Origin of the sequence: Sphingomonas sp. 22R3R2A-7, assembly GCF_036856055.1 — a bacterium.
Classification (GTDB): Bacteria; Pseudomonadota; Alphaproteobacteria; order Sphingomonadales; family Sphingomonadaceae; genus Sphingomonas.
This window is the reverse complement of sequence record NZ_JASPFR010000001.1, coordinates 585,828-607,724: the sequence shown is the minus strand read 5'-3', so window position 1 is coordinate 607,724 and position 21,897 is coordinate 585,828. Positions and strand designations below refer to the sequence as shown.

Sequence of the window (21,897 nt, the reverse complement as noted above, 5' to 3'; positions counted from 1 at the left end):
CGCCGTCAGGCCGATTGTCGGATGATCAGTTCCGGGACGACGATCGCCGATCCGTCCGCGTCCGACCGGCCGGGCTCGCCCTCGATCCGCTTCATCAGGCGATCGACCATCAGCGCCGCGCCTTCGGCCAGATCCTGCCGCACCGTCGTCAGCGGCGGCGAGGTATGTGCGGCGAGCGTCACGTCGTCGTAACCGATCACCGCGGTCGTCCCCGGGACGTCGATTCCCGCCTCGGCAAGCGCGCGCAGCACGCTCATTGCCGCGACATCCGACGCCGCGAACACCGCGTCCGGCGGCGGCGCGTGGGACAGCCGATCCGCCATCGCGACATGCACCGACTCGGGCGTCATCGCGGTCGACAGCACGTCGCAGGTCAGTCCCGCATCCGCGGCGACCTCGGTAAATCCGGCGAGCCGGTCGGCGAATTCGGGGGGCAGCGGATCGCCAACGAACAGCAACCGCGTCCGGCCCTGGCCGATCAGGTGACGCCCCGCGATCCGCCCGCCCTCGACATTGTCCGACCCGATCGTCAGATGCGCCTGCCCTGTGCGGTTCGCGCCCCAGACGACGAGCGGGCGATAGCGTTGCGACACCCGCTCGATCACCGCGAACTGGTCCGACTGGCCGACCAGTAACAGCCCGTCGATCCGTCCGCTGTCGACAAGCCGGTCGAGCCAGTCCTCGCCGTCCGGGATCACGCGCGACAACAGGATATCATAGCCGCGCTCGACCAGCAGATCGGCGAGCAGCCCGAGCAAGGTCAGGAAGAACGGGTCGGTCAGATGCTGCGTCCGCGCATGGCCCAGCGGCAGGACGAGACCGATCGCGCCCGTGCTTTTCAGCCGCAAATTGCGCGCAAGCTGGTTTGGCCGCACGTCATGTTCGCGCGCCAGTGCCTTGATGCGGTCGCGGGTCTGCGCGTTGACCGACGAATGCCCCGACAGTGCGCGCGATACGGTCGCGGTCGACACGCCGGCGAGTGTGGCCAGATCGGCGAGTTTCATTGCGATGGCATTTCCTAGGTTTAACCCTCGACGTCGCGTGTCGTACGCGCAGCGACCGCCGCTCGCAATCTCCCGGTCCGTCCGACCATCGCGGCTGCTGCGTCGTCGATCAATTCTTACGCCTAATCTGCAAGATAGCGATACCACACGCGACCTTGCCTAATTTCCCTCAACAATTGATTTGACAATTTGCTTTAGCAATCGGCAAATGACGTCAACAAGACGCCGCGCTGTGACGATCCGTACAACGGACACACCACCCGCATGGGTGGGCAGCGCGATTTCATAGGGGCGCGTGGGCGGACTTCGGTTCTCTCACCGGGAGGAGGAAGTCTGATGATTACTGGCAAGATCGTAGTTTCGAACGTGGGGCATTCGAGGTTTGCCGGGTGCCGTCGCACGATGGCGATGCTGCTGGCGGGCGCGAGCCTGACCGCGTCGCTCGTCTCGGCCGCGCAGGCGCAACAGGCGCCCCCGCTGGCTGGTGCGCCGACCCAGACGCCAACGCAGACCACGCCGCCTGGCCCGGCCTCGACCGCGACCGCCGAATCGGGTCAGGTCACCGCGGCTCCCGCTGATGTTACCGCCCAGAATGCCGCCGCGCAGGACCCCGCCGGCGAGGACATCGTCGTCACCGGCTATCGTCGCTCGATCGAGCAGAGCCTGACGCAGAAGCGCGAGGCCAATGCGTTCGTCGATGTCATCACCGCCGAGGATATCGGCAAGTTCCCCGACAAGAACGTCGCCGACGCGCTGCAGCGCGTCCCGGGCGTCGTCATCACGCGCGACGGCGGCGAGGGCAGCCGGGTCAGCATCCGCGGGCTCCAGTCCGACCTGACGCTGACGCTGCTCAACGGCAATTTCCTTGCCGGTGCTGACAGCGGCGATCCGCAGCGGTCGTTCAACTATGTCCTGCTGCCGTCGAATTTCATCGCCAGCACCGAAGTCTACAAATCGCCCGAGGCACGGCTCGAGGAAGGCGGTGTCGGCGGCACGATCATCCTCAACACGCGCAAGCCGTTCGACGTCCCCGCCTGGTCGGGGTTCGTCTCGACCGAGGGCACCTATTCGGACACGACCGAGAAGTTCGAGCCGCAGCTCGGCGGACAGCTGTCGTGGAAGAATGACGACGAGACGTTCGGCCTGCTGGTCGGCGGCGTGTGGCAGAAGCGCACGAACCGCGAACTGCGCAGCAGCTCGGAGAGCTGGCTTTGGTGGAGCGACCGCGACGCGCAGGGCAACGTGCTGACCCCCGCGACCGACGTCAACGGCAAGCCGTTCGCGAACGACGATGCGATCTCCTACTGGCCGGGGCAGGGCACCACCGCGCGCGACGGCACGCATTATTCGGGCTATTGGGCGCCGCAGTCGGTCAATGCCGAGGTGTTCGACCAGGAGCGCGAGCGTTACGGCATCCAGGCGACCGCGCAGTTCCGTCCGTTCGACAACGTCACGGTCACGTCGAACTATTTCCGCTTCGGCTACAGCAGCGACTTTACCTCGAACGTCCTGAAGATCCCCGAATGGGGCTATAACGACTTCTTCACCGGCGCGACGCTCGACAAGAGCGGCACGATCTTCCAGTCGGCGAACTTCGCGGTTCCCGCGGCGGGGACGGGGTGCCTTGCACGCGCTACGCCGTGCACGATGGAAACGCCGCAGATTGCAGGCACCTACAGCCGCGAAAAGCAGGTTTCGAACACCTTCGAGACCGAGGTCAAGTACAGCCAGGACCGGTTCGACGCGGTGCTGAAACTCGGCAAGACCAAGTCGAGCGGGGGCCCTTCGACGCGGTTCAGCGTCGCCGCCAAGCCACGCCTGACGATCCCGGGTCGCGAGCAGAACGGCAACCTCGTCAGCAACTGGGATATCTCGAACGGTATCGCCGACTTCGAATTCTCGCCGGAAATCCAGCAGAACATCCGCAACGGCATCGCCCAGATCGACGTCGGCTCGACCGGGTCGAGCTTCGTCAACAGCGACGTGGGACAGCGGTATCTTCAGCTCGACCTGACGCGCCGCTTCGACGGGTTCCTGAAGTCGGTGCAGATCGGCGGCAAATGGCGCGACCTGAGCATCCACCGCGAGACCGGACGCAACGAATGGTACGCCGATGCAGCCAACGAGATTCGCTATCAGGATACGGCGGCCGGCGCGGTCGCGCGGCCCGAATTCTTCTACGAAAACCCGATCGGCAACATCAGCGGCGGGTTTAACGCCAACGTCGTGCCCGGGATCAATTTCGACAAATATCTGAGCTACCTGAACGCCACCTACGGCAACGCGGTCCGCGTCGACGAAAAGGACTTCGTGTATGATCTGGGCGAGCGCGTGTTCGCGGGGTATGCGCAGGCGAACTTCGGTACCGGCGGCCTTCGCGGCAATATCGGTCTGCGCATGGCCAATACGCGTCAGTCGGGCAACACGTCCGACCGGCTCCAGTATCTGAACGACTATTGCGTCAACGGGCCGAACGGTTCGTTCGATCCGAACCGGCCGCTGGGCGCGGACGGCAATTGTCAGGTCCTGCCGCTGAGCGTCCGCGAGACGATCATCAATACGCGGACCGATCAGACCAAGACCTACACGGACTGGCTGCCGAGCTTCAACATCTCGTACGAGATCACCTCCGATCTGCTCGTTCGCGGTGCGGTCGCCAAGGTGATCTCGCGGCCGTCGTTCGCCAATCTCGGGTCGGAACGGTCGCTGACCTATCGCTCGCCCGAATATGCGTTCGATCGCGGCCAGTTCGGCGAATTCGAGGGCTGGTCGGGCAGCGGCGGCAATGCCGAACTCAACCCGTTCTCGGCCTGGCAGTACGACGCTGGCATCGAATGGTATTTCCACCGCGGCTCGGTGCTGGGCGCGACCGCGTTCCGCAAGGACGTGTCGGACTTCGTCGTGCCGCTCGTACTCAACGTCACGCGCGACGTCGCGGGCGAGCAGGTGCTGATCCAGCCCTATTCGACCGTCGCGAACGGCTCGAACGCGCGCTCGCAGGGTGTCGAGCTCTACGCACAGCACACGCTGTCCTTCGGACTGGGTGCGCAGGTCAACTTCACCTACAACGACACGTCGGTCGCCGACGTGACGCTCGACGGCCAGACGGTCGGCTCGTCCGCGCTCGTCGGCAGCGCCAAGACGCAGATGAACGCCTCCCTGTTCTACGAGCATGGCAAGGTGCTGGTCCGCGCATCGTACAACCGTCGCGGCGAGGTCGTCGGCGGGCTCCAGTCGGGGCTGAACGTCTATACCGACCCCTATGAACAGGTCGATCTCAACGCCGCCTATGCGCTGACCGACCGGCTCAACATCACCGCCTCGATCATCAACCTGACCAAGTCGGAAGAGAGCCGCCATCTCGGCAACGATACCAAGGATCGCTTCACCTATCGGAATTACTTCGGGCGCCGCGCCTATGTCGGCGTGTCGTTCAACTTCTGATGGCGGGGCTCACGACGTCCTCTCCCCTGGTGGCTCCCTCGCGGAGCCACCTTTTTTCAATAGAATTCTCGCCCCCTGGCGCGCTATCCCGGTCACGCGGCGTGCAGCACGTCGCACGCTGACGATTGCGGGTCTGCTCGCATGCGGTGCAGCGACGGCGTCGAACCCGATCGTGCCCGGCTGGTATGCCGATCCCGAGATCCGCGTGTTTGCGGGGCAATACTGGATCTACCCGACCTATTCCGACCATGTCGGAAAGGCGGTTGCGGCGAGCCGCTTTTCCCCTGCGCAAAAGCTCGCCCGCCAGCGCAAGACGGTCCGTCCCTCCTACGGGATGCAGACGTTCTTCGACGCATTCTCCTCGCCCGACCTCGTCCACTGGACCAGGCACCGCCGCGTGTTCGACGTTCAGAATGCGGGCTGGGCAGCCTATGCGATCTGGGCGCCGTCGGTGATCGAGGCGAACGGGCGCTATTACATGTTCTTCAGCGCCAACGACATCCAGAGCGATGCCGAGCCTGGGGGGATCGGTCTCGCGGTCAGCGCGACGCCGGGGGGCCGTTCAAGGACGCGCTCGGCAAGCCGCTGGTCGGCGCGTTCCATAACGGTGCGCAGCCGATCGACCCGTTCGCGTTCCGGGATCGCGACGGGCAGGTCTATCTCTTCTATGGCGGCTGGAAGCACTGCAACGTCGTCCGGCTGAGCCCCGACCTCAAGCGCGTCCTGGCGTTTCCGGACGGGACGACGTTCAAGGAGATCACGCCGCCCGGCTATGTCGAGGGGTCGTTCATGATCGAACGCCGCGGCGTCTATTACCTGATGTGGTCGGAGGGCGGGTGGACCGGTCCGGATTACAGCGTCGCCTATGCGACCGCGCCGAGCCCGACCGGGCCGTTCACGCCGAAGGGCAAGATCCTGGCGCAGGACCTGCGGATCGCGCGCGGTGCGGGGCATCATTCGGTCGTCAACGTGCCCGGCACCGACGACTGGTACATCGCCTATCACCGCCGGCCGCTCGACACCGATCGCGGCGAACACCGCCAGATCGCGATCGACCGCATGGTCTTTGCCGCCGACGGCACGATCAAGCCTGTGGTAATGACCAACACCGGCGTCGCGCCGCGGCCGATCCGCGCTGCGGTCAAACGCGCCGGGAGGACTGCCTCCGGGCGGGACGAACATTCATCTGGGAGAGCGATGTGAGACACAGGGTAATCGCCGCATTGCGCGGTACGGTGGCGGCGGTCGCGTCGATCGCGCTCGTCGCACCGGTGCCGCTGTCGGCGCAGTCGGCCGCCACCGCCACCGCGGCAGCGCAGGACCAGCCCTCGATCGATCTCGTCAACCCGCTGATGGGCACCGATTCCGACTATACGCTGTCGTACGGCAACACCTATCCCGCGGTCGCGGTGCCGTGGGGGATGAACTTCTGGACCCCGGTGACGGGCAAGCCCGGCAGCGGCTGGGGCTACACCTATGACGGCAACAAGATCAACGGCATCAAGCAGACGCACCAGCCCAGCCCGTGGATGAACGATTATGCCGCGTTCGCGCTGATGGCGACGACCGGCGCGCTGAAGGTCAAGGCGGACGAACGCGCCTCGTGGTACAGCCACAAGGCGGAGGAGAGCCGGCCCTATAGCTACAAGGTCTATCTCGCCGATTACGACGTGACCGCGGAGGTCGCGCCGACCAACCGCGCCGCGCAGTTCCGGTTCACCTTCCCCGAAAGCGACGACGCGCACATCATCCTCGACGGCTATGCGGGCGGATCGATGGTGTCGGTCGATCCGGCCAGGCGCCGGATCACCGGCTATGTGCGCAACAATCATGGCGGCGTGCCGGGCAATTTCCACAATTACTTCGTCGCCGAGTTCGACCACGCCTTCACCGTCAGCCGGACCTGGGACGACAACGGCCAGATCGCCGCGACGCCGGTGCGCGAGGGCGATCATGTCGGCGCGGTCGTCAGCTTCAAGACGCGCAAGGGCGAGCAGGTCGGCGTCAAGGTCGCGTCGTCGTTCATCAGCCTCGACCAGGCGGAGCGCAACCTGCGCGGCGAGATCGGCGGCGATGGCTTCGAGCAGACCAAGGCCAAGGCGAAGGCGGTCTGGCAGCGCGAGTTCGACCGGATCGAGGTGAGCGATCCCGACATCGACAACCGGCGCACCTTCTACTCCGCGCTGTACCGCATGCTGCAGTTCCCGCGCATGTTCCACGAGGTCGATGCCAAGGGGCAGACGGTCCATTACAGCCCCTATGACGGCAAGGTGCATCCGGGCTTTCTCTATACCGACAACGGCTTCTGGGACACGTGGCGCGCGGTCTTCCCGTTCTTCGCGCTGATGTATCCCGAGCGCGACAGCGAGATCATGCAGGGGCTGGTCAACACGTATAAGGAGTCCGGCTGGCTTCCCGAATGGGCGAGCCCCGGCCACCGCGACGTAATGATCGGGTCGAATTCGGCGAACCTGATCGCCGATGCGTATCTCAACGGCGTACGCGGGTTCGACGTCGAGACGCTGTACGAGGCGATGATCAAGAACGCGACCACGTCGAAAGGGCGCCCGGTTGACAAGAAGGGCAACGTCGTCGGCGCGGTCGGGCGTGAGGGCGTCGAATATTACAACCGGCTGGGCTATGTGCCCTATGACGTCGGCATCAACGAGAATGCCGCGCGCAGCCTCGAATATGCGACCGCCGATTTCTCGATCTCGCGGCTGGCAAGCGCGCTCGGCAAAACCGAGGATGCGAAACTCTATGCCGCGCGGGCGCAGAATTACCGCAAGCTCTACGACACGCAGAGCGGGTGGATGCGCGGTCGCAACCAGGACGGCAGCTGGTCGACCCCCTTCAACCCGTATAAATGGGGCGACGCGTTCACCGAGGGCAATGCGCTCCACTATAGCTGGTCGGTGATGCAGGACGTGCAGGGGCTCGCCGACCTGATGGGGGGCAAGGAAGCGTTCGTGAAGCGGCTCGATTCGGTCTTCACCACGCCGCCGATCTTCGACGACAGCTATTACGGGCAGACGATCCACGAGATCCGCGAGATGCAGATCGTCGACATGGGCCAATATGCGCATGGCAACCAGCCGATCCAGCACATGCCCTATCTCTATGACTGGGCAGGCGCGCCGTGGAAGACGCAATATCACGTCCGCGACGTGATGAAGAAGCTCTACGCGCCCACGCCCGACGGCTATCCGGGTGACGAGGATAACGGCCAGACCTCGGCGTGGTACGTGTTCTCCGCACTCGGTTTCTATCCGGTCACGCCCGCGGTCGGCCAATATGCGATCGGCAGCCCGCTGTTTCGCACCGTCAAGCTGACGATGCCCGGCGGCAAGCCGCTGACGATCGAGGCGGCGAACAACGGCCCCGGCAATGTCTATATCCAGTCGGCGAGCTTCAACGGGACGCCGCACGACAAGCCGTGGCTGACGCGCGAGGCGCTGCAGAAGGGTGGTACGCTGCGCTTCGTGATGGGGTCGACGCCGAACCTGAAATGGGGTGCGGCGAGCAGCGCAGCGCCCTTCTCGATGAGCGCGCCGGCGGGCAAGCCATGAGCGACGTGCGCTTCACCCCCGCCGCCGCGACGTCATGACCGGTGCGGCGGCGCTCGCGCTGACGACCGCGTTGCCCGCCGGGGCGGTCGCCGCGCCGTTGGCGAGCAAGCGCCCGCCGCGTGGCGAGCGTCGCTTCGTCAGCGCCGCGGTCGAGGCCGAGATCGCGCGCGTGAAGGCGAAGATCGCCGACCCCGAGCTCGCCTGGCTGTTCGAGAATTGCTACCCCAACACGCTCGACACCACGGTCCGGCTCGGCACCGTCGATGGCAAGCCCGACGCGTTCGTCATCACCGGCGATATCGAGGCGCTGTGGCTGCGCGACAGCTCGGCGCAGATGCAGACCTATGTCCATCTCGCGCCCAAGGATGCAGGGCTGCGGCGCGTCTTTGTCGGGCTGATCGCACGGCAGGCGCGCTGCATCCTGATCGACCCGTACGCCAACGCGTTCATGGACGATCCGACCGCGAAATCGAACCTCGGCGCGCGGACCGACCAGACCGAGATGAAGCCGGGCGTCGCCGAGCGGAAGTGGGAGATCGACTCGCTCTGCTACCCGATGCGGCTCGCGCATGGCTACTGGACCGCGACGCGCGACAAGACGCCGTTCGACGAGCTGTGGGCGCAGGCGATGGTCCGCGCGGTCGCGACCTTCCGCGAACAGCAACGCAAGGACGGCAAGGGTCCGTATCATTTTCAGCGGCTGAACGTCTCGCCGACCGAGACGCTGATGTTCGAGGGATACGGCGCACCGACGCGCAAGGTCGGGCTGATCCATTCGATGTTCCGCCCGTCGGACGATGCGTGCCTCTACCCGTTCCTGATCCCGTCCAACCTGTTCGCGGTGTCGGCGCTGCGCATGCTGGCGATGGTCCAGCGCGAGGCGCGCGGCGATACCGCGGGGGCGGCGGACAGCGAGGCGCTGGCGACCGAAGTCGAGGCGGCGCTGCGCGCGCATGGCCGGATGCCCGACGGGCAGGGCGGCGAGGTCTGGGCCTATGAGGTCGACGGCTTCGGCAATGCGATCTTCATGGACGACGCCAACGTCCCGAGCCTGTCGGGGCTGCCGCTGCTCGGCGCCGCAGACCGCGCCGACCCGCTGTTCCGCCGCACCGCCGCGCTCGCGTGGAGCGATCGCAACCCGTATTTCTTTGCGGGAACCGCCGCGAAGGGGATCGGCGGGCCGCATATCGGCCTCGACATGATCTGGCCGATGTCGATCGTCACGCATGCGATGAACAGCGATGACGACGCCGTGATCCGCCAGTGCCTGACCTGGCTCAAGACGACGCATGGCGGGACCGGCTTCATGCACGAATCCTTCCACAAGGACGATCCGACGAAATTCACGCGCAGCTGGTTCGCCTGGGCCAACGGGCTGTTCGGCGAGCTGATCCTCGATCTCGAGCGCCGCAAGCCCGCCTTGCTCGCCGCGCGCTACTGACACGGACTACGGGAGATACACATGACCACCGCCAACCGCCGCGAGGTGCTCGCCACCACCGGGCTCGCCGGCCTCGCGGGTGTGCTGCCCGTCGCCGCCGCCGGTGCGCAGGGCCAGCGCCCGATCGCGGGCAAGCCCGACCTGTTCATCGGTACCGGCGGTCACGGTCACACCTATCCCGGGCCGTCGCTGCCTTTCGGGATGGTCCAGCTCGGCCCCGACACCGACAACAGCCGCTGGGATGCGTGCTCGGGCTATCATCAGGATGACGGCTCGATCATGGGGTTCAGCCACACGCATCTGTCGGGGACGGGGATCGGCGACATGCTCGACGTGCTCGTCGTGCCGACGCGCGGGCCGCTGAAGCTCAAGCCCGGTGCGCTCGACAAGCCGCAGGAGGGCTATCGCCAGCGCTTCTCCGATGAGCTGGCAGAGCCCGGCTATTACCGTGTGAAGCTCGAATCGGGCGTGCTCGCCGAGCTGACCGTGACCGAGCGGACGGGGCATCACCGCTACACCTTCCCGCAGGGCGCGGGGCACATCCTGATCGACTTCGCGCACATGATCCTCGACGTCTGGGACAAGGGCGTGCTGATTGACGAGGCGTCGCTGGCGCTGTCGCCCGACGGCATGCTGACCGGCAGCCGCCGCGTCCACCGCTGGGCGAAGGGTCGGCGGATCCATTTCGCGATGCAGCTGTCGCGCCGCCCCGACCGCGTCGAGTTCTTCGGCGACGACGACAAACCGGCACCGGCGGGCGCGAAGGCGATCACCGGCAACCGGCTGAAGGTCGCGCTGTTCTTCGACCAGGCGGGCGGCGAACCGATCCTGATCAAGACGGGCATCTCCGCGGTCGACGTCGCGGGCGCCAAGGCCGCGCTGGCGGGCGAGGCCCCGGGCTGGCAGTTCGACAGCGTCCGGCGCGCGGCCGCGCGGACCTGGCAGACGCAGCTCGACTGTATCCGCGTCGAGGGCGGCACGCCCGATCAGCGCACGATCATGGCGAGCGCGCTGTATCATACGTTCCTGTCGCCGACGCTCTTCACCGACCGCGATGGCCGCTATGTCGGGCTCGACCGCAACGTGCACACAGCGGCGCCGGGCGATCCCGCGTACAGCACCTATTCGCTGTGGGACACGTACCGCGCGCTCCACCCGCTGCTCAATCTGGTCCAGCCCGACAAGGCCGCGCAGTTCACGCGCGATCTGGTCCGCCAGACGATCCAGAGCCCGGCCGGCTCGCCGGTCTGGCCGCTCCAGGGTGTCGAGACTGCCTGCATGATCGGCTGGCATTCGGTGTCGGTGCTCGCCGAGGCGTGCGTGAAGGGCGTCAAGGCGGACTATGCCGCCGCCTGGCCGCAGATCCGCCGCCGCGCGTTCGACCGCACCTTTCGCGATCTGGAGAGCACGCTCGGCCGCGGCTATTATTACGACCTCGGCTACATACCTGCCGACAAGGTCTGGGAATCGGTCAGCCGGACGCAGGAATATGCGTATGACGACTGGGCTATGGCGGTGCTCGCGGACGCGGCGGGCGCCTCCGCCGACGCGCAGGCGTTGCGCAAGCGCAGCCTCAACTACCGCAACGTCATCGATCCGAAGATCGGTTTCGCGCGGCCGCGCTTCGCCGACGGGACCTGGTGGGCGGACTATGATCCGATCCAGCTTGGCCACAACCCCGACAAGCACCGCGATTATACCGAGGCGAATGGCTGGCAGGCGACCTTCCTCAACCAGCACGATATCTACGGACTGATCGACCTGTTCGGCGGCGATGCCGGGTTCGTGAAGAAGCTCGACGCGCTGTTCGTCGCGCCCTCGACGCTGCCCAAGAATGCACCGCCCGACATTTCCGGGCTGGTCGGCCAATATGCGCATGGCAACGAACCAGATCAGCATGCCGCGTACATGTATGCCTATGCAGGTGCGCCGTGGAAGACGCAGGCGATGGTCCGGCGGCTGTGCACTGAGATGTACAAGGCGGATCCCGACGGCGTGATCGGCAACGACGATTGCGGGCAGACGAGCGCGTGGTTCATCTTCTCCGCGCTTGGCCTCTACCCGGTCGATCCGGTCAGCGCGGTCTATGTCTTCGGCTCGCCGCTGTTCGACGCCGCCGAGGTCGCGCTGGGCGGCGGCAAGACGCTTAGGATCACCGCCTCGGGCAATGGTCCGCAGGCGCCCTATGTCCAGTCGGTCCGCTGGAACGGCAAGCCCTGGACGAAGAACTGGATCGCGCATGCGGATCTTGCGCGCGGTGGCGAGCTCGCCTTCGTGATGGGGCCCAAGCCGTCGAAGTTCGGCAGCGCAAAGGCGGATCGTCCGCCGTCCTACGGCAGAACCACCTGAGAACGCACGGACAAGGGGTTGCCGGCTGGTGCCGGGGCTGTCAGGTTTGACCAAGGAAGAGGATAAGGCATGACCGAGCGAAACGCAGGCATGACGCGCCGGAACTGGCTTGGCGGCGCGGCGGCAAGCGCGGGGTTGCTCGCGCTCCCCGGCACCGCTGCCGCCGCGGCTGCCGGCCGCACACGCCGGATCGCGCCGAGCGATCGCGTCAATGTCGCGGTGATCGGTGCGGGCGGCATGGGCTCGCAAAACATGGCCAAGCTCACCGGCCAGAACATCGTGGCGCTCGCCGATGTCGATTTCGATCATGTCGCCAAGTCGATGGTCGATTCGAACGGCGCGCTGCGTGCGGATCGGCTCGCGCTCAAGACCGCCTATGACCGGGCGACGCGGTTCGCCGACTATCGGCGGATGCTCGACACGCGCAAGGATATCGACGCGGTCGTGATCGCCACGCCCGATCATCATCACGCGTTCGCGGCGAAGATGGCGATGGAGCGCGGTCTGCACGTCTATGTCCAGAAACCGCTGACCTACAGCGTGCGGGAGGGGCGGACGCTGCTCGATCTCGCGCGGCGCAACCCGAAGCTGGTGACGCAGATGGGCAACCAGGGGCATTCGGGCGATGACGGGCGCCGCGTCGTCGAGCTGATCCGTGGCGGTGCGATCGGCCGCGTGCGCGACGTCCATGTCTGGACCAACCGCCCCGTCTGGCCACAGGGCGAGGCACGCCCCGCGCCGGTCGCCAAACCCGCCAGCCTCGACTGGAACCTGTGGCTCGGACCCGCGGCGGTCGATTGGGGCTATCACCCCGATTATGCCCATTTCAACTGGCGCGGCTGGGTGCCGTTCGGCGTCGGCGCGCTCGGCGACATGGGCGCGCACCTCATCGACTTCCCGGTCTGGGCGCTCGAGCCCGGGCTGCCGACGCGGATCGAGACGCGGCACAGCCGCTGGGGTGGCGATACCGACCTCTGGGACGGCAAGCCGCCCGTCGAACTCGGCAGCTATCCGCTCGCGTCGATGACCACCTACCGGTTCGGCAACGCGAAGGGCGGGCCGGTGACGATGACGTGGTATGACGGCGGGATGATGCCGCCGACGCCCGATACGATGCCGGTCGACGCGGTGATGAACCCCGAGGGCGGCGTGCTGTATGTCGGTGAGTCCGGGATGCTGATGCACGACACCTATGGCGAGAAACCGGTGTTGATCGGCGAGGGCGCGCAGGCGCGCGCCGCCGCGGTCCCGGTCTCGATGCCGCGCATCCAGGGCGGACGCGACGGCCACGAGATGAACTGGATCCGCGCGATCCGGGGCGAGGAGGCGATCTCGTCGCCCTTCTCGGTCGCGGTGCCGCTCAACGAGACGATGGTCCTCGGCATGGTCGCGCTTCGCGCCGAGCGCCCGATCGACTATGACGGACAGGCGGGCCGGGTCACCAATTTCGCCGATGCAAACCGGTTTCTCGACCGGGAATACAGGAAAGGATGGTCGTTATGACCGCTGTCACGTTGCTTTTCGCCGCCGCCGCACTCGCCACGCAGGCGACGCCGCCGTCGCAGGCGAAACCTGCAGCCACAAGCCCGCGGCCCGAGGATACCGAGGTCTGGCAGCCCGAACCGCCGGTCGTCGTCGCGCCGGCCTATGCAACGGTCGCACCGCCATCGGACGCGGTCGTGCTGTTCGACGGCAAGTCGCTCGATCAATGGACCAGCACCAAGGGCAATGGCCCCGCCCGCTGGACGGTCGGCGATGGCGTGCTGACGGTGCGCAAGGGTACCGGCAATATCCAGACCAAGCGCAGCTTCCGCAATTATCAGCTCCACCTCGAATGGCGCGTCCCGGCCGGGATCACGGGCGAAGGCCAGGCGCGCGGGAACAGCGGCGTCTTCCTCGGCGCGACGGGCGAGGGCGATGGCGGCTATGAGCTGCAGATCATGGATAGCTACCGCAACAAGACCTATGTCAACGGACAGGCAGGCGCGATCTACAAGCAGATCGCACCGCTCGCCAACCCGACGCGCGCGCCGGGCGAATGGCAGACCTACGACATCGTCTGGACCGCGCCCGTCTTCGCCGCGGATGGCAGCGTGACCAGCCCCGCCTATGCGACCGTGATGATGAACGGCGTGCTCGTCCAGGACCATGTCGCGGTGAAGGGCGAGACCGTCTATATCGGCGCACCGCGCTACACCCCGCACGGCGCGCTGCCGATCAAGCTCCAAGATCACGGCGATCCGAGCGCGCCGATCAGCTTCCGGTCGATCTGGCTCCGCGAGCTGAAATAACACCGGCGTCGCGCGCGATCAGCGCGCGCTGCCCTGCAACGCCATCACCGCGGACCGCATCGCGACGATGCGGTCCTGCGCGAGGGGCGCGAGGTCGCCCCAGGAAAAGGCCGAACGGTGCGTCGAGACTTCGCGCCACATCCGTGCGGCGACGCTGTCGAGATCCGCGGCGGTCGGCTCGCGTCCGGTCGCGATGCAGTCGACGAGCTGGTCGGGTACGAGCGGGCTTGCACTGAACATGGTAGTCACCTCCGATGTCGAGGGACGTCCTACGCGTGGTTCATTGCCGCCAGATGACAGCCGCGTTTCTCAACGTGGCGGAGTGCGCGGCGCGGCAGGACCCGTGCTGCCGCGGACCACGAGTTCGTGCGCCAGGACCACGCGGTCGGAGCGGTCGGTGTCGCCGTTGAGGATCGCGACGAGCATCTCGACCGCGCGCTGCCCGATCAGCCCCTTGGGTTGCGAGATCGTGGTCAGCGCAGGGTGGAAATAGAGCGCGTGCGGCAGGTCGTCGAACCCGATCACCGACACGTCGCGCGGACAGTCGAACCCCGCATCGCGGACCGCGGCGATCGCGCCCATCGCCATCTCGTCGCTGAAACAGAACAGCGCGGTGACGCCGCCTGCGATCATCGCGCGCGCCTGTTCGAACGCCGAAGCCGCGGAGTAATCGCCGATCCGCGTCTGTATCCGGTCGGCGACGCCATGTGCCTCTGCGACGGCCATGGCCCCGGCGAGGCGGTCGCGACTGAGCGGGCTTGTGCTGGGGCCGGCCACGATGCCGATATCGCGGTGCCCCAGGTCGACCAGATGCTGGACCGCGTCACGGCCGGCTGCGGCATTGTCGATATGCACGCCCGGCACGCCGGTCTCGACATTATAATCGCAGCCATTGACGATCGGTGCGGCACAGCCCGCGCGGTCGAGCACGCGCTGCAGCGGGTCGGGCAGGCGGTGGCCGAGGAAGATCAGTCCGTCGACTTCGCGCCGCGACAGCATCTCGGCATATTGGTCCTCGATGACCGGATCGTGCCGCGTATCGCCGACCACGACGCCGTACCCCGCGTCGCGCGCGGCTTCTTCCGCGCCGCGAATCACGCTCGCAAAGAACGGGTTGGAAATGTCGGGGACCGTCAGCAGGATCTTGGCCGCGCGCAATGTCCGCAGCGACCGGGCGGCGACGTTGGGTCTGTACCCCAGCGCCTCGACGATGCCGAGCACGTGGAGCCGCGTCTTCTCGGCGACCCGGTCGGGGTGGCTGAGCACGCGGGATACCGTCGCGGTGGAGACGCCCGCGCTCGTCGCGACCTGAATTATCGTCGTCATCACAAACCCATGGAGCCCTGCGAAGAATATGTCGACGGCCCGAGAATGTAATCCTTTACACTTTTGCGGTCGCGCCATATTCTCGACCCCGAAGCAGCAAAAGCTGTATCGAACCAGAGAGGTGTGCATGGCACTGGCAAGCGCGGATATTCCAGCCTCGACACCACCGGTGTCGGACAAGCCGTCGTCGATATTGACGGCACGGATGAGCGTGCTGATGTTCATGCAGTTCTTCGTCTGGGGCGCGTGGAACGTCACGCTCGGGCTCGCGATGCAGACGCGCGGGCTCGGCGCGATGATCGGCAACGCCTTCTCGGTCGGGCCGATCGCCTCGATCGTCGGGTCGTTCCTGCTCGGCATGGCCGCAGCGCGCTATCTCAGCCCGCGGATGCTGATGGTGATCCTCCACCTCGTGGGCGGTGTGATCCTGTTCTTCCTGCCATCGCTGGTGACGCCCGAGACCGGCAGCACGTTCGTCTGGCTGCTGCTCGGCTACATGATCCTGTACATGCCGACCGTCGGCCTTGCGAACACGATCGCGCTCAAGAGCTTCGGCGACCGCGTCGACCGGTTCCCCTTCGTTCGCGCGTTCGGGACGCTCGGCTGGATCACCGCAGGGCTGATCATCGGCTGGGCCGGCCTGTCCGCCAGCCCGGAGATCTTCCGTGTCGCCGCCGTCGTCTCGATCGCGCTCGGCCTCTACAGTTTCACGCTCCCCAACGTCGCGGCCGACACGCCGCCCGAGCAGGGGCTCGTCAAGCAGATCCTCTGCGTCGACGCGTTCGGGCTGATGCGCCAGCGGTCGTTCCTCGTCTTCATCACCTGCGCGACGCTCATCTCGATCCCGCTGGCGATGTATTACGCCTATGCCTCGCCCTATGTCGGCGCGACGGGGATCGAGAATGTCGGCGGCACGCTGGCGATCGGGCAGATGTCCGAGCTCGCCTTCATGTTCGCGATGCCGTGGCTGTACCGCCGCTTCGGGGTCAAGCCGCTGCTGCTCGTCGGGATGATCGCCTGGGCCGCCCGCTATGCGCTGTTCGCGATCGGCGACGGCGGCGACATGCTCTGGGCGGTGTATCTGGGCGTTGCGCTGCACGGCGTGTGCTACGACTTCTTCTTCGTTGCCGGCGCGATTTATACCGGCACGATCGCCACGCCGAAGGGCGTCAACGCGCAGGCGCAGGGCATGCTGACCCTGTTCACCTACGGGGTCGGCATGCTGCTCGGGTCGCAGATCGGCGCGCTCCTGTACGCACAGCTGCCCGCCGCACCGACCGTCGCCGACTGGCACCAGATGTGGTGGTATCCGGCGATCGCCGCCGCGCTGATCGCACTGCTGTTCCAGCTGACGTTCCGTGACACCAGCCGCAAGGGAGCGATGGCATGACGGGAATGAAGGGCCCGGCGATTTTCCTCGCGCAGTTCCTCGGCGACACCGCGCCGTATGACACGCTCGACGGTCTTGCCCGCTGGGCGGGGAGCTCGGCTATGCCGGCGTGCAGATCCCGTGCGATCCCCGGCTGATCGATCTCGCGCAGGCGGCCGAGAGCAAGGCCTATTGCGACGATCTGCGCGGCCGGCTTGCCGAACACGGCGTCGTGCCGACCGAATTGTCGACGCATCTCCAGGGCCAGCTGGTCGCGGTGCATCCTGCGTACGACACGCTGTTCGACGGGTTCGCCCCCGAGCATGTCCGCGGCAAGCCTGCCGAGCGTCAGCGCTGGGCGGTCGAGCAGCTGATGCTCGCCGCGCGCGCCAGCGCCAATCTCGGGCTCACAGCGCACGCCACCTTCTCGGGCGCGCTCGCCTGGCCCTATGTCTATCCCTGGCCACAGCGTCCGGCCGGCTTGATCGAGGAGGCGTTTGCCGAACTCGCGCGCCGCTGGACCCCGATCCTCGACGCGTTCGATGCCGCCGGCGTCGACTGCGCGTTCGAGATCCATCCCGGTGAGGACATCCACGACGGCGCCAGCTGGGAGCGGTTCCTCGATGCAGTGAACCATCACCCGCGTGCACGGATGCTGTTCGATCCGTCGCACTTCGTCCTGCAGCAGCTCGATTATCTAGACTTCATCGATCGCTATCACGACCGCATCGCGTGCTTCCACGTCAAGGATGCCGAGTTCAACCCGACCGGCCGATCGGGTGTCTATGGCGGGTATGAGCCCTGGGTTGACCGTGCGGGTCGGTTCCGGTCGCTCGGCGACGGGCAGGTCGACTTCGGCGCGATCTTCAGCAAGCTGGCGCAATATGACTATGCGGGCTGGGCGGTTCTCGAATGGGAATGCGCGATAAAGCGCAGCGAAGACGGCGCGCGCGAAGGCGCACCGTTCATCCGCGACCACATGATCCGCCGCACCGAACGCGCGTTCGACGACTTCGCCGCGAGCAATGTCGACAAGCACGCGATCCGGTCGCTGTTGGGGCTCGATCGCCGGGACGACACGGCATGAGCGGCGTCCGGCTCAAGCTCGGCATGGTCGGCGGCGGCGAGGGTGCGTTCATCGGCGCCGTTCACCGCATGGCGGCGGCGATCGACGGCGACTGGCAGCTTGTAGCCGGCGCATTCAGCACCGATCCGGGCCGCAATACGCGGTCGGGCGACGCCCTCGGGCTCGACCCGGCGCGCGTCTATGCGTCGATCGACGCGCTGATCGCGGGCGAGCGGGCGCTCCCCGAGGGCGAGCGGATCGACGCCGTCGCGATCGTCACGCCCAACTTCCTCCACGCACCGATGGCGATCGCCGCGCTCGAAGCGGGCTTTCACGTCCTGTGCGAAAAGCCCATGGCGATGAGCGTCGCGGAGGCCGAGGCGATCGCCGCCGCGGTCGAGGCGAGCGGTCGCGAGTTCGCGCTTGCCTTCACCTATTGCGGTTATCCGCTGATCGAGGAGGCCCGCGCGCGCGTCGCGAACGGCGACCTCGGTAAGGTCCGGCTGGTCCAGGTCGAATATCTCCAGGGCTGGCTCAGCCAGCCGGTCGACACCGACGGCAACAAGCAGGCCGAGTGGCGCACCGATCCGGCGCGCGCCGGGATCGGCGGATGTCTCGGCGATATCGGCACGCACGCGTTCCAGCTTGCCGAGCATGTCTCGGGCCTGCGCACCGACGCGGTCTGTGCCGAGCTTACCACGCACGTCCCCGGGCGCCGCCTCGACGACGACGTCAGTGCGTTGCTGCGGTTCGACGGCGGTCCACGCGGTACGCTCAAGGTCACACAGGTCGCAGCGGGCGAGGAGAACGGGCTCAGGCTCCGGATCCACGGCGAACGCGGCGGGCTCGAATGGGCACAGATGGAGCCGAACACGCTGACGATGCGCTGGCTCGATCGCCCGATCGAAGTCCTGCGCGCAGGAGGGCCGGGGTTGCAGCCCGCCACCGCGTCGATGTTCCGTACACCCGGGGGTCATCCCGAGGGGTATATCGAGGCTTTCGCAACGATTTATCGTGCGTTCGCTGCAACGATCCGTGGCTCCCAGGTCTGGTTTCCGGGTGTCGACGACGGGCTGCGGACGATGCGCTTCGTCGAAGCCGTCGTCGCCAATGCCGGCTCCGACGTCAAGTGGAGCCCGATCGACACCGTTTGATTGTGTAATATCGCCCGCCGGATCGTCTGTCCCGCACCGGGGCATGACCAGGCCGCGGGTATCAGGAGGTCTGGAATGAAGCTGTCCTTGGTCTTGGGTATCGGAACAACCGTCGCGGCGCTGGGTGCCGCGCTGACACCGCTGGTCGCGCAGACCGCACCCGCGTCACCACCCGCCTTTGCCGCCTGCCGCGCGTGCCATACCGTCGACAAGGGCGGGCGCAACGGCATCGGCCCGAACCTCTACGGCGTCGTCGGCCGCGCTGCCGCCTCGACGCCCGGGTTTGCCTATTCGCCGGCGCTCAAGGCGTCGAAGCTGACATGGGATGCGGCGACGCTCGATTCCTACCTCGCCGCGCCTGCCAAGAAGGTGCCCGGCACACGGATGCCGATCAGCACGCCCGATGCCGGCAAGCGCGCGGCGATCATCGCCTATCTCAAGGGGGCGGGCGGTCGATGACCCGTCCGGCACCGGATCCAGCGCGAGGCCGGGCAGCGTGAGCATGTCGCGCCGGACCGTGATTGCGGGCGGCACGATGCTCGCGGGCGGTGCCGCGACGCTGGCGGGGGGCGCGATCGGCGCAGGCGTCTCGAACGCCGCGCGCTTTTCGCTCGGCTTTGCGCCGCACGAGGGCAGCTTCGCCAGCCGCGGCGGGCTGCTCGAACAGATCGCCTATGCCGCGGACCAGGGGTTCCGCGCATGGGAGGATAACGAGGCGGCGGCGCGTCCCGTCGCGCAACAGGTCGCGATGGCCAGCGCGCTGTCGAAGCGCGGCATGGCGATGGGCGTGTTCGTGGCCAGCATGCCCAAATGGTCGCAGTCGCGGCCGGTGCTGGGCGGCAAGGACGATGCCGAGCGCGAGGGGTTCCTTGCCGACCTGCGCGCCTCGATCGAGGTTGCCAAGCGGCTGAACGCGACGCACGCGACGGTCGTCACCGGGTTCCTCGACTCGCGCCTGCCAAACGACATCCAGACCGCGCGCGTGATCGACGTCATGCGCCGCGCCGCCGACATCGTCGCGCCGCACAAGCTGACGCTGGTCATGGAGCCGCTCAACACGCGGACCAATCACCCCGGCGTCTTCATGCAGACCATATCGCAGGGCTATGCGGTCGCGCGCGGCGTCAATTCGCCCTACGTCAAGGTGCTCGCGGATCTCTATCACGAGCAGATCCAGTCGGGGAACCTGATCCCGACCCTCGGCACCTGCTGGGACGAGGTCGGCTATATCCAGTTCGGCGACAATCCGGGACGCAACGAGCCCGGCACCGGCGAGATCAACTATGCGACGATCGTCCGCTGGCTGCGTGCCAAGCGCTATGGCGGGGTGATCGGCATGGAACACGGCAATTCTGTCGCCGGGCGGGCAGGGGAGGACCGGTTGGTCGCCGCCTATCGCACGATCGACACGGCTATCGAGGGAGAGGCAAAATGATCGATCGGAGAACCGCAATGGCGGGGATCGTGGGAATGTTCGGGGCGCAGCTGTTCGCGCCGATCGCGCGTGCGGCGGGGGTGGCGATGCCCCCCGGCGTACCCGTCATCAGCGAGGGACCGCCCAGCGTCCAGGTGTTCACGCCCGTCCAGCGCGCGGTGATGACCGCGCTCAGCGACCGCGTCGTCCCGACCACCGACACGCCGGGCGCGATCGCCGCAGGCGTGCCCGCCTATATCGAGAAACTGCTTGCCGACTGGGGATTGCCCGGCGACCGCGTGCCGATCGTCGCCGGTCTCGACGCGATCGAGGCGCGCAGCCGCCAGGACTACAAGGTGTCCGCCGCCAAGGCGACGCCGGCACAGCAGGATGCGTTGCTGACACTCGCGATGAACGGCGCACTTCCGACCGCGACGACGGGCGGAAAGACGTTCTTCGAGGCGTTCCGACAGCTGGTCGTCACCGGCTATTACACGTCCGAGATCGGCATGACGCAGGAGCGCGAATATCTCCCGGTGCCGGGCGAATATAACGGCGCCTTCCCCTATTCTCAGGTCAACAAGGTGTACGCCGCATGATCATCACCCGTCGCAATCTGCTGGTCGGGACGGGGAGCGCAGCCGCGGTCGCCTGCCTCGATCTCCACGCCGCCCCCGCCGCCGCCGCGCAACTCGGCGCGATCGGGATCCAGCTCTATACCGTGCGCGAGATCTTCGCGAGCGACCCCGAAGGGACCCTCGAGCAGATCGCCAAGATCGGCTACCGCGAGATCGAGTTCGGCGGCGGCGGCTATGAAAAGATGGACCATGCCAAGCTACGCCGGACGATGGACCGGCTCCAGCTCAAGGCACCGTCGGCGCATATCGGCTACGACCTGCTGCTCAAGGATTTCGACAAGAGCATCGCGATGGCCAAGACGCTCGGCGCGACCACCGTCGTCCTGCCGTATATGACCGACGAACATCGTACCGAGGCCGGCTGGTCCGCAGCGCTCCCCAATATCGCGGCGATCGGTGCGAAGCTGAAGCAGAACAAGCTGGGCTTCGCCTATCACAACCATGATTTCGAGTTCACCGTCCGCCCCGGCGGCGTCAGCCTCTATGACCGGATGCTGCGCGCGATCCCGCCTTCGGTGATGAAATGCGAACTCGACCTCTATTGGGCGGCGCATGCCGGCGAGGATCTGAGTGCGCTGATCAACCGGCTCTCGGCGCGGCTCTATTCCTATCATGTCAAGGACATGCGGAAGGATCGCAGCATGACCGCGGTCGGCCAGGGGACGATCGATTTCGCCTCGCTGTTCAAGCTGCGCGGCAGCGCGGGCGTCCGCCACTTCTACGTCGAGAATGACGAGGCGCCCGCGCCCTATCTCCCCGACATCACCACCAGCTTCCAGACGCTCCGCGCGCTGCGGTACTGACAAAAACATAATCCTGGAGAGGAAAGAAC

General features: G+C 66.7%; 15 protein-coding genes and 2 pseudogenes. 14 read left to right on the top strand and 3 right to left on the bottom strand.

From position 1 onward, the window contains the following. Window positions 1–5: 5 nt before the first annotated feature. Window positions 6–1,004 (bottom strand): LacI family DNA-binding transcriptional regulator, encoded by a 999-nt coding sequence (locus QP165_RS02755; RefSeq protein WP_333993647.1) that lies wholly within the window; start codon window positions 1,002–1,004, stop codon window positions 6–8. Window positions 1,005–1,340: 336 nt separating this feature from the next. On the opposite strand from QP165_RS02755, the gene QP165_RS02750 reads away from it, so the two are divergent. The 7 genes and pseudogenes from QP165_RS02750 to QP165_RS02715 all read left to right on the top strand — a co-directional run bounded on the left by QP165_RS02750 (window position 1,341) and on the right by QP165_RS02715 (window position 14,098). Beyond that, window positions 1,341–4,448 carry a TonB-dependent receptor gene (locus QP165_RS02750; protein ID WP_333993646.1) on the top strand — a complete coding sequence of 1,036 codons (3,108 nt, stop codon included), beginning with the start codon at window positions 1,341–1,343 and terminating at the stop codon, window positions 4,446–4,448. Further along, window positions 4,423–5,651: pseudogene (locus tag QP165_RS19930) on the top strand (glycoside hydrolase family 43 protein). Before QP165_RS02750 ends, QP165_RS19930 begins: the two are co-directional and overlap by 26 nt. A 74-nt stretch (window positions 5,652–5,725) precedes the next feature. Beyond that, entirely contained in the window at window positions 5,726–8,017 is a 2,292-nt protein-coding gene (locus tag QP165_RS02735; RefSeq protein ID WP_333996920.1) for a GH92 family glycosyl hydrolase, read from the top strand. Between the two features lie 34 nt (window positions 8,018–8,051). Continuing rightward, window positions 8,052–9,458 carry a glycoside hydrolase family 125 protein gene (locus tag QP165_RS02730; RefSeq protein WP_333993645.1) on the top strand — a complete coding sequence of 469 codons (1,407 nt, stop codon included), beginning with the start codon at window positions 8,052–8,054 and terminating at the stop codon, window positions 9,456–9,458. Between the two features lie 21 nt (window positions 9,459–9,479). Next, window positions 9,480–11,807 (top strand): GH92 family glycosyl hydrolase, encoded by a 2,328-nt coding sequence (locus tag QP165_RS02725; RefSeq protein ID WP_333993644.1) that lies wholly within the window; start codon window positions 9,480–9,482, stop codon window positions 11,805–11,807. A 69-nt stretch (window positions 11,808–11,876) separates the two neighbouring features. Continuing rightward, window positions 11,877–13,310 (top strand): Gfo/Idh/MocA family protein, encoded by a 1,434-nt coding sequence (locus QP165_RS02720; RefSeq protein ID WP_333993643.1) that lies wholly within the window; start codon window positions 11,877–11,879, stop codon window positions 13,308–13,310. Further along, window positions 13,307–14,098 (top strand): 3-keto-disaccharide hydrolase, encoded by a 792-nt coding sequence (locus QP165_RS02715; protein ID WP_333993642.1) that lies wholly within the window; start codon window positions 13,307–13,309, stop codon window positions 14,096–14,098. Before QP165_RS02720 ends, QP165_RS02715 begins: the two co-directional genes overlap by 4 nt. Window positions 14,099–14,116: 18 nt before the next feature. Here QP165_RS02715 and QP165_RS02710 read toward each other — a convergent pair whose 3' ends face one another. After that, the gene (locus QP165_RS02710) at window positions 14,117–14,338 is read right to left on the bottom strand and encodes a hypothetical protein (RefSeq protein ID WP_333993640.1); all 222 of its coding nucleotides are present in this window, start codon (window positions 14,336–14,338) and stop codon (window positions 14,117–14,119) included. A 69-nt stretch (window positions 14,339–14,407) separates the two neighbouring features. After that, window positions 14,408–15,424 carry a LacI family DNA-binding transcriptional regulator gene (locus tag QP165_RS02705; protein ID WP_333993639.1) on the bottom strand — a complete coding sequence of 339 codons (1,017 nt, stop codon included), beginning with the start codon at window positions 15,422–15,424 and terminating at the stop codon, window positions 14,408–14,410. Between the two features lie 127 nt (window positions 15,425–15,551). Here QP165_RS02705 and QP165_RS02700 point away from each other — a divergent pair, with 127 nt between their 5' ends. The 7 genes and pseudogenes from QP165_RS02700 to QP165_RS02670 all read left to right on the top strand — a co-directional run bounded on the left by QP165_RS02700 (window position 15,552) and on the right by QP165_RS02670 (window position 21,868). After that, on the top strand, window positions 15,552–16,814 hold the full coding sequence (locus QP165_RS02700) for an MFS transporter (RefSeq protein ID WP_082446158.1): 1,263 nt from the start codon (window positions 15,552–15,554) through the stop codon (window positions 16,812–16,814). Continuing rightward, a pseudogene (locus QP165_RS02695) lies at window positions 16,811–17,880 on the top strand (sugar phosphate isomerase/epimerase family protein). The gene QP165_RS02700 and the pseudogene QP165_RS02695 overlap by 4 nt, the downstream one beginning before the upstream one ends. Beyond that, complete coding sequence (locus QP165_RS02690) at window positions 17,877–19,013, top strand: Gfo/Idh/MocA family protein (RefSeq protein ID WP_333993637.1); 1,137 nt, start codon at window positions 17,877–17,879, stop codon at window positions 19,011–19,013. The pseudogene QP165_RS02695 and the gene QP165_RS02690 overlap by 4 nt, the downstream one beginning before the upstream one ends. Before the next feature lie 75 nt (window positions 19,014–19,088). After that, the gene (locus QP165_RS02685; protein WP_333993635.1) at window positions 19,089–19,472 is read left to right on the top strand and encodes a c-type cytochrome; all 384 of its coding nucleotides are present in this window, start codon (window positions 19,089–19,091) and stop codon (window positions 19,470–19,472) included. Window positions 19,473–19,515: 43 nt separating this feature from the next. Continuing rightward, the gene (locus QP165_RS02680) at window positions 19,516–20,448 is read left to right on the top strand and encodes a hydroxypyruvate isomerase family protein (RefSeq protein WP_333996919.1); all 933 of its coding nucleotides are present in this window, start codon (window positions 19,516–19,518) and stop codon (window positions 20,446–20,448) included. Continuing rightward, window positions 20,445–21,026 carry a gluconate 2-dehydrogenase subunit 3 family protein gene (locus QP165_RS02675; protein ID WP_333993634.1) on the top strand — a complete coding sequence of 194 codons (582 nt, stop codon included), beginning with the start codon at window positions 20,445–20,447 and terminating at the stop codon, window positions 21,024–21,026. The genes QP165_RS02680 and QP165_RS02675 overlap by 4 nt, the downstream gene beginning before the upstream one ends. Then, window positions 21,023–21,868, top strand: coding sequence for a sugar phosphate isomerase/epimerase family protein (locus QP165_RS02670; protein ID WP_333993633.1), 846 nt, complete (start codon window positions 21,023–21,025; stop codon window positions 21,866–21,868). Before QP165_RS02675 ends, QP165_RS02670 begins: the two co-directional genes overlap by 4 nt. Window positions 21,869–21,897: the final 29 nt, after the last annotated feature.

What these genes read in the sequence shown, in the direction of transcription:
- QP165_RS02755 (WP_333993647.1), bottom strand. Translation starts at nt 1,004, where the DNA reads ATGAAACTCGCCGATCTGGCCACACTCGCCGGCGTGTCGACCGCGACC.
- QP165_RS02750 (WP_333993646.1), top strand. Translation starts at nt 1,341, where the DNA reads ATGATTACTGGCAAGATCGTAGTTTCGAACGTGGGGCATTCGAGGTTT.
- QP165_RS02730 (WP_333993645.1), top strand. Translation starts at nt 8,052, where the DNA reads ATGACCGGTGCGGCGGCGCTCGCGCTGACGACCGCGTTGCCCGCCGGG.
- QP165_RS02725 (WP_333993644.1), top strand. Translation starts at nt 9,480, where the DNA reads ATGACCACCGCCAACCGCCGCGAGGTGCTCGCCACCACCGGGCTCGCC.
- QP165_RS02720 (WP_333993643.1), top strand. Translation starts at nt 11,877, where the DNA reads ATGACCGAGCGAAACGCAGGCATGACGCGCCGGAACTGGCTTGGCGGC.
- QP165_RS02715 (WP_333993642.1), top strand. Translation starts at nt 13,307, where the DNA reads ATGACCGCTGTCACGTTGCTTTTCGCCGCCGCCGCACTCGCCACGCAG.
- QP165_RS02710 (WP_333993640.1), bottom strand. Translation starts at nt 14,338, where the DNA reads ATGTTCAGTGCAAGCCCGCTCGTACCCGACCAGCTCGTCGACTGCATC.
- QP165_RS02705 (WP_333993639.1), bottom strand. Translation starts at nt 15,424, where the DNA reads ATGACGACGATAATTCAGGTCGCGACGAGCGCGGGCGTCTCCACCGCG.
- QP165_RS02700 (WP_082446158.1), top strand. Translation starts at nt 15,552, where the DNA reads ATGGCACTGGCAAGCGCGGATATTCCAGCCTCGACACCACCGGTGTCG.
- QP165_RS02690 (WP_333993637.1), top strand. Translation starts at nt 17,877, where the DNA reads ATGAGCGGCGTCCGGCTCAAGCTCGGCATGGTCGGCGGCGGCGAGGGT.
- QP165_RS02685 (WP_333993635.1), top strand. Translation starts at nt 19,089, where the DNA reads ATGAAGCTGTCCTTGGTCTTGGGTATCGGAACAACCGTCGCGGCGCTG.
- QP165_RS02680 (WP_333996919.1), top strand. Translation starts at nt 19,516, where the DNA reads ATGTCGCGCCGGACCGTGATTGCGGGCGGCACGATGCTCGCGGGCGGT.
- QP165_RS02675 (WP_333993634.1), top strand. Translation starts at nt 20,445, where the DNA reads ATGATCGATCGGAGAACCGCAATGGCGGGGATCGTGGGAATGTTCGGG.
- QP165_RS02670 (WP_333993633.1), top strand. Translation starts at nt 21,023, where the DNA reads ATGATCATCACCCGTCGCAATCTGCTGGTCGGGACGGGGAGCGCAGCC.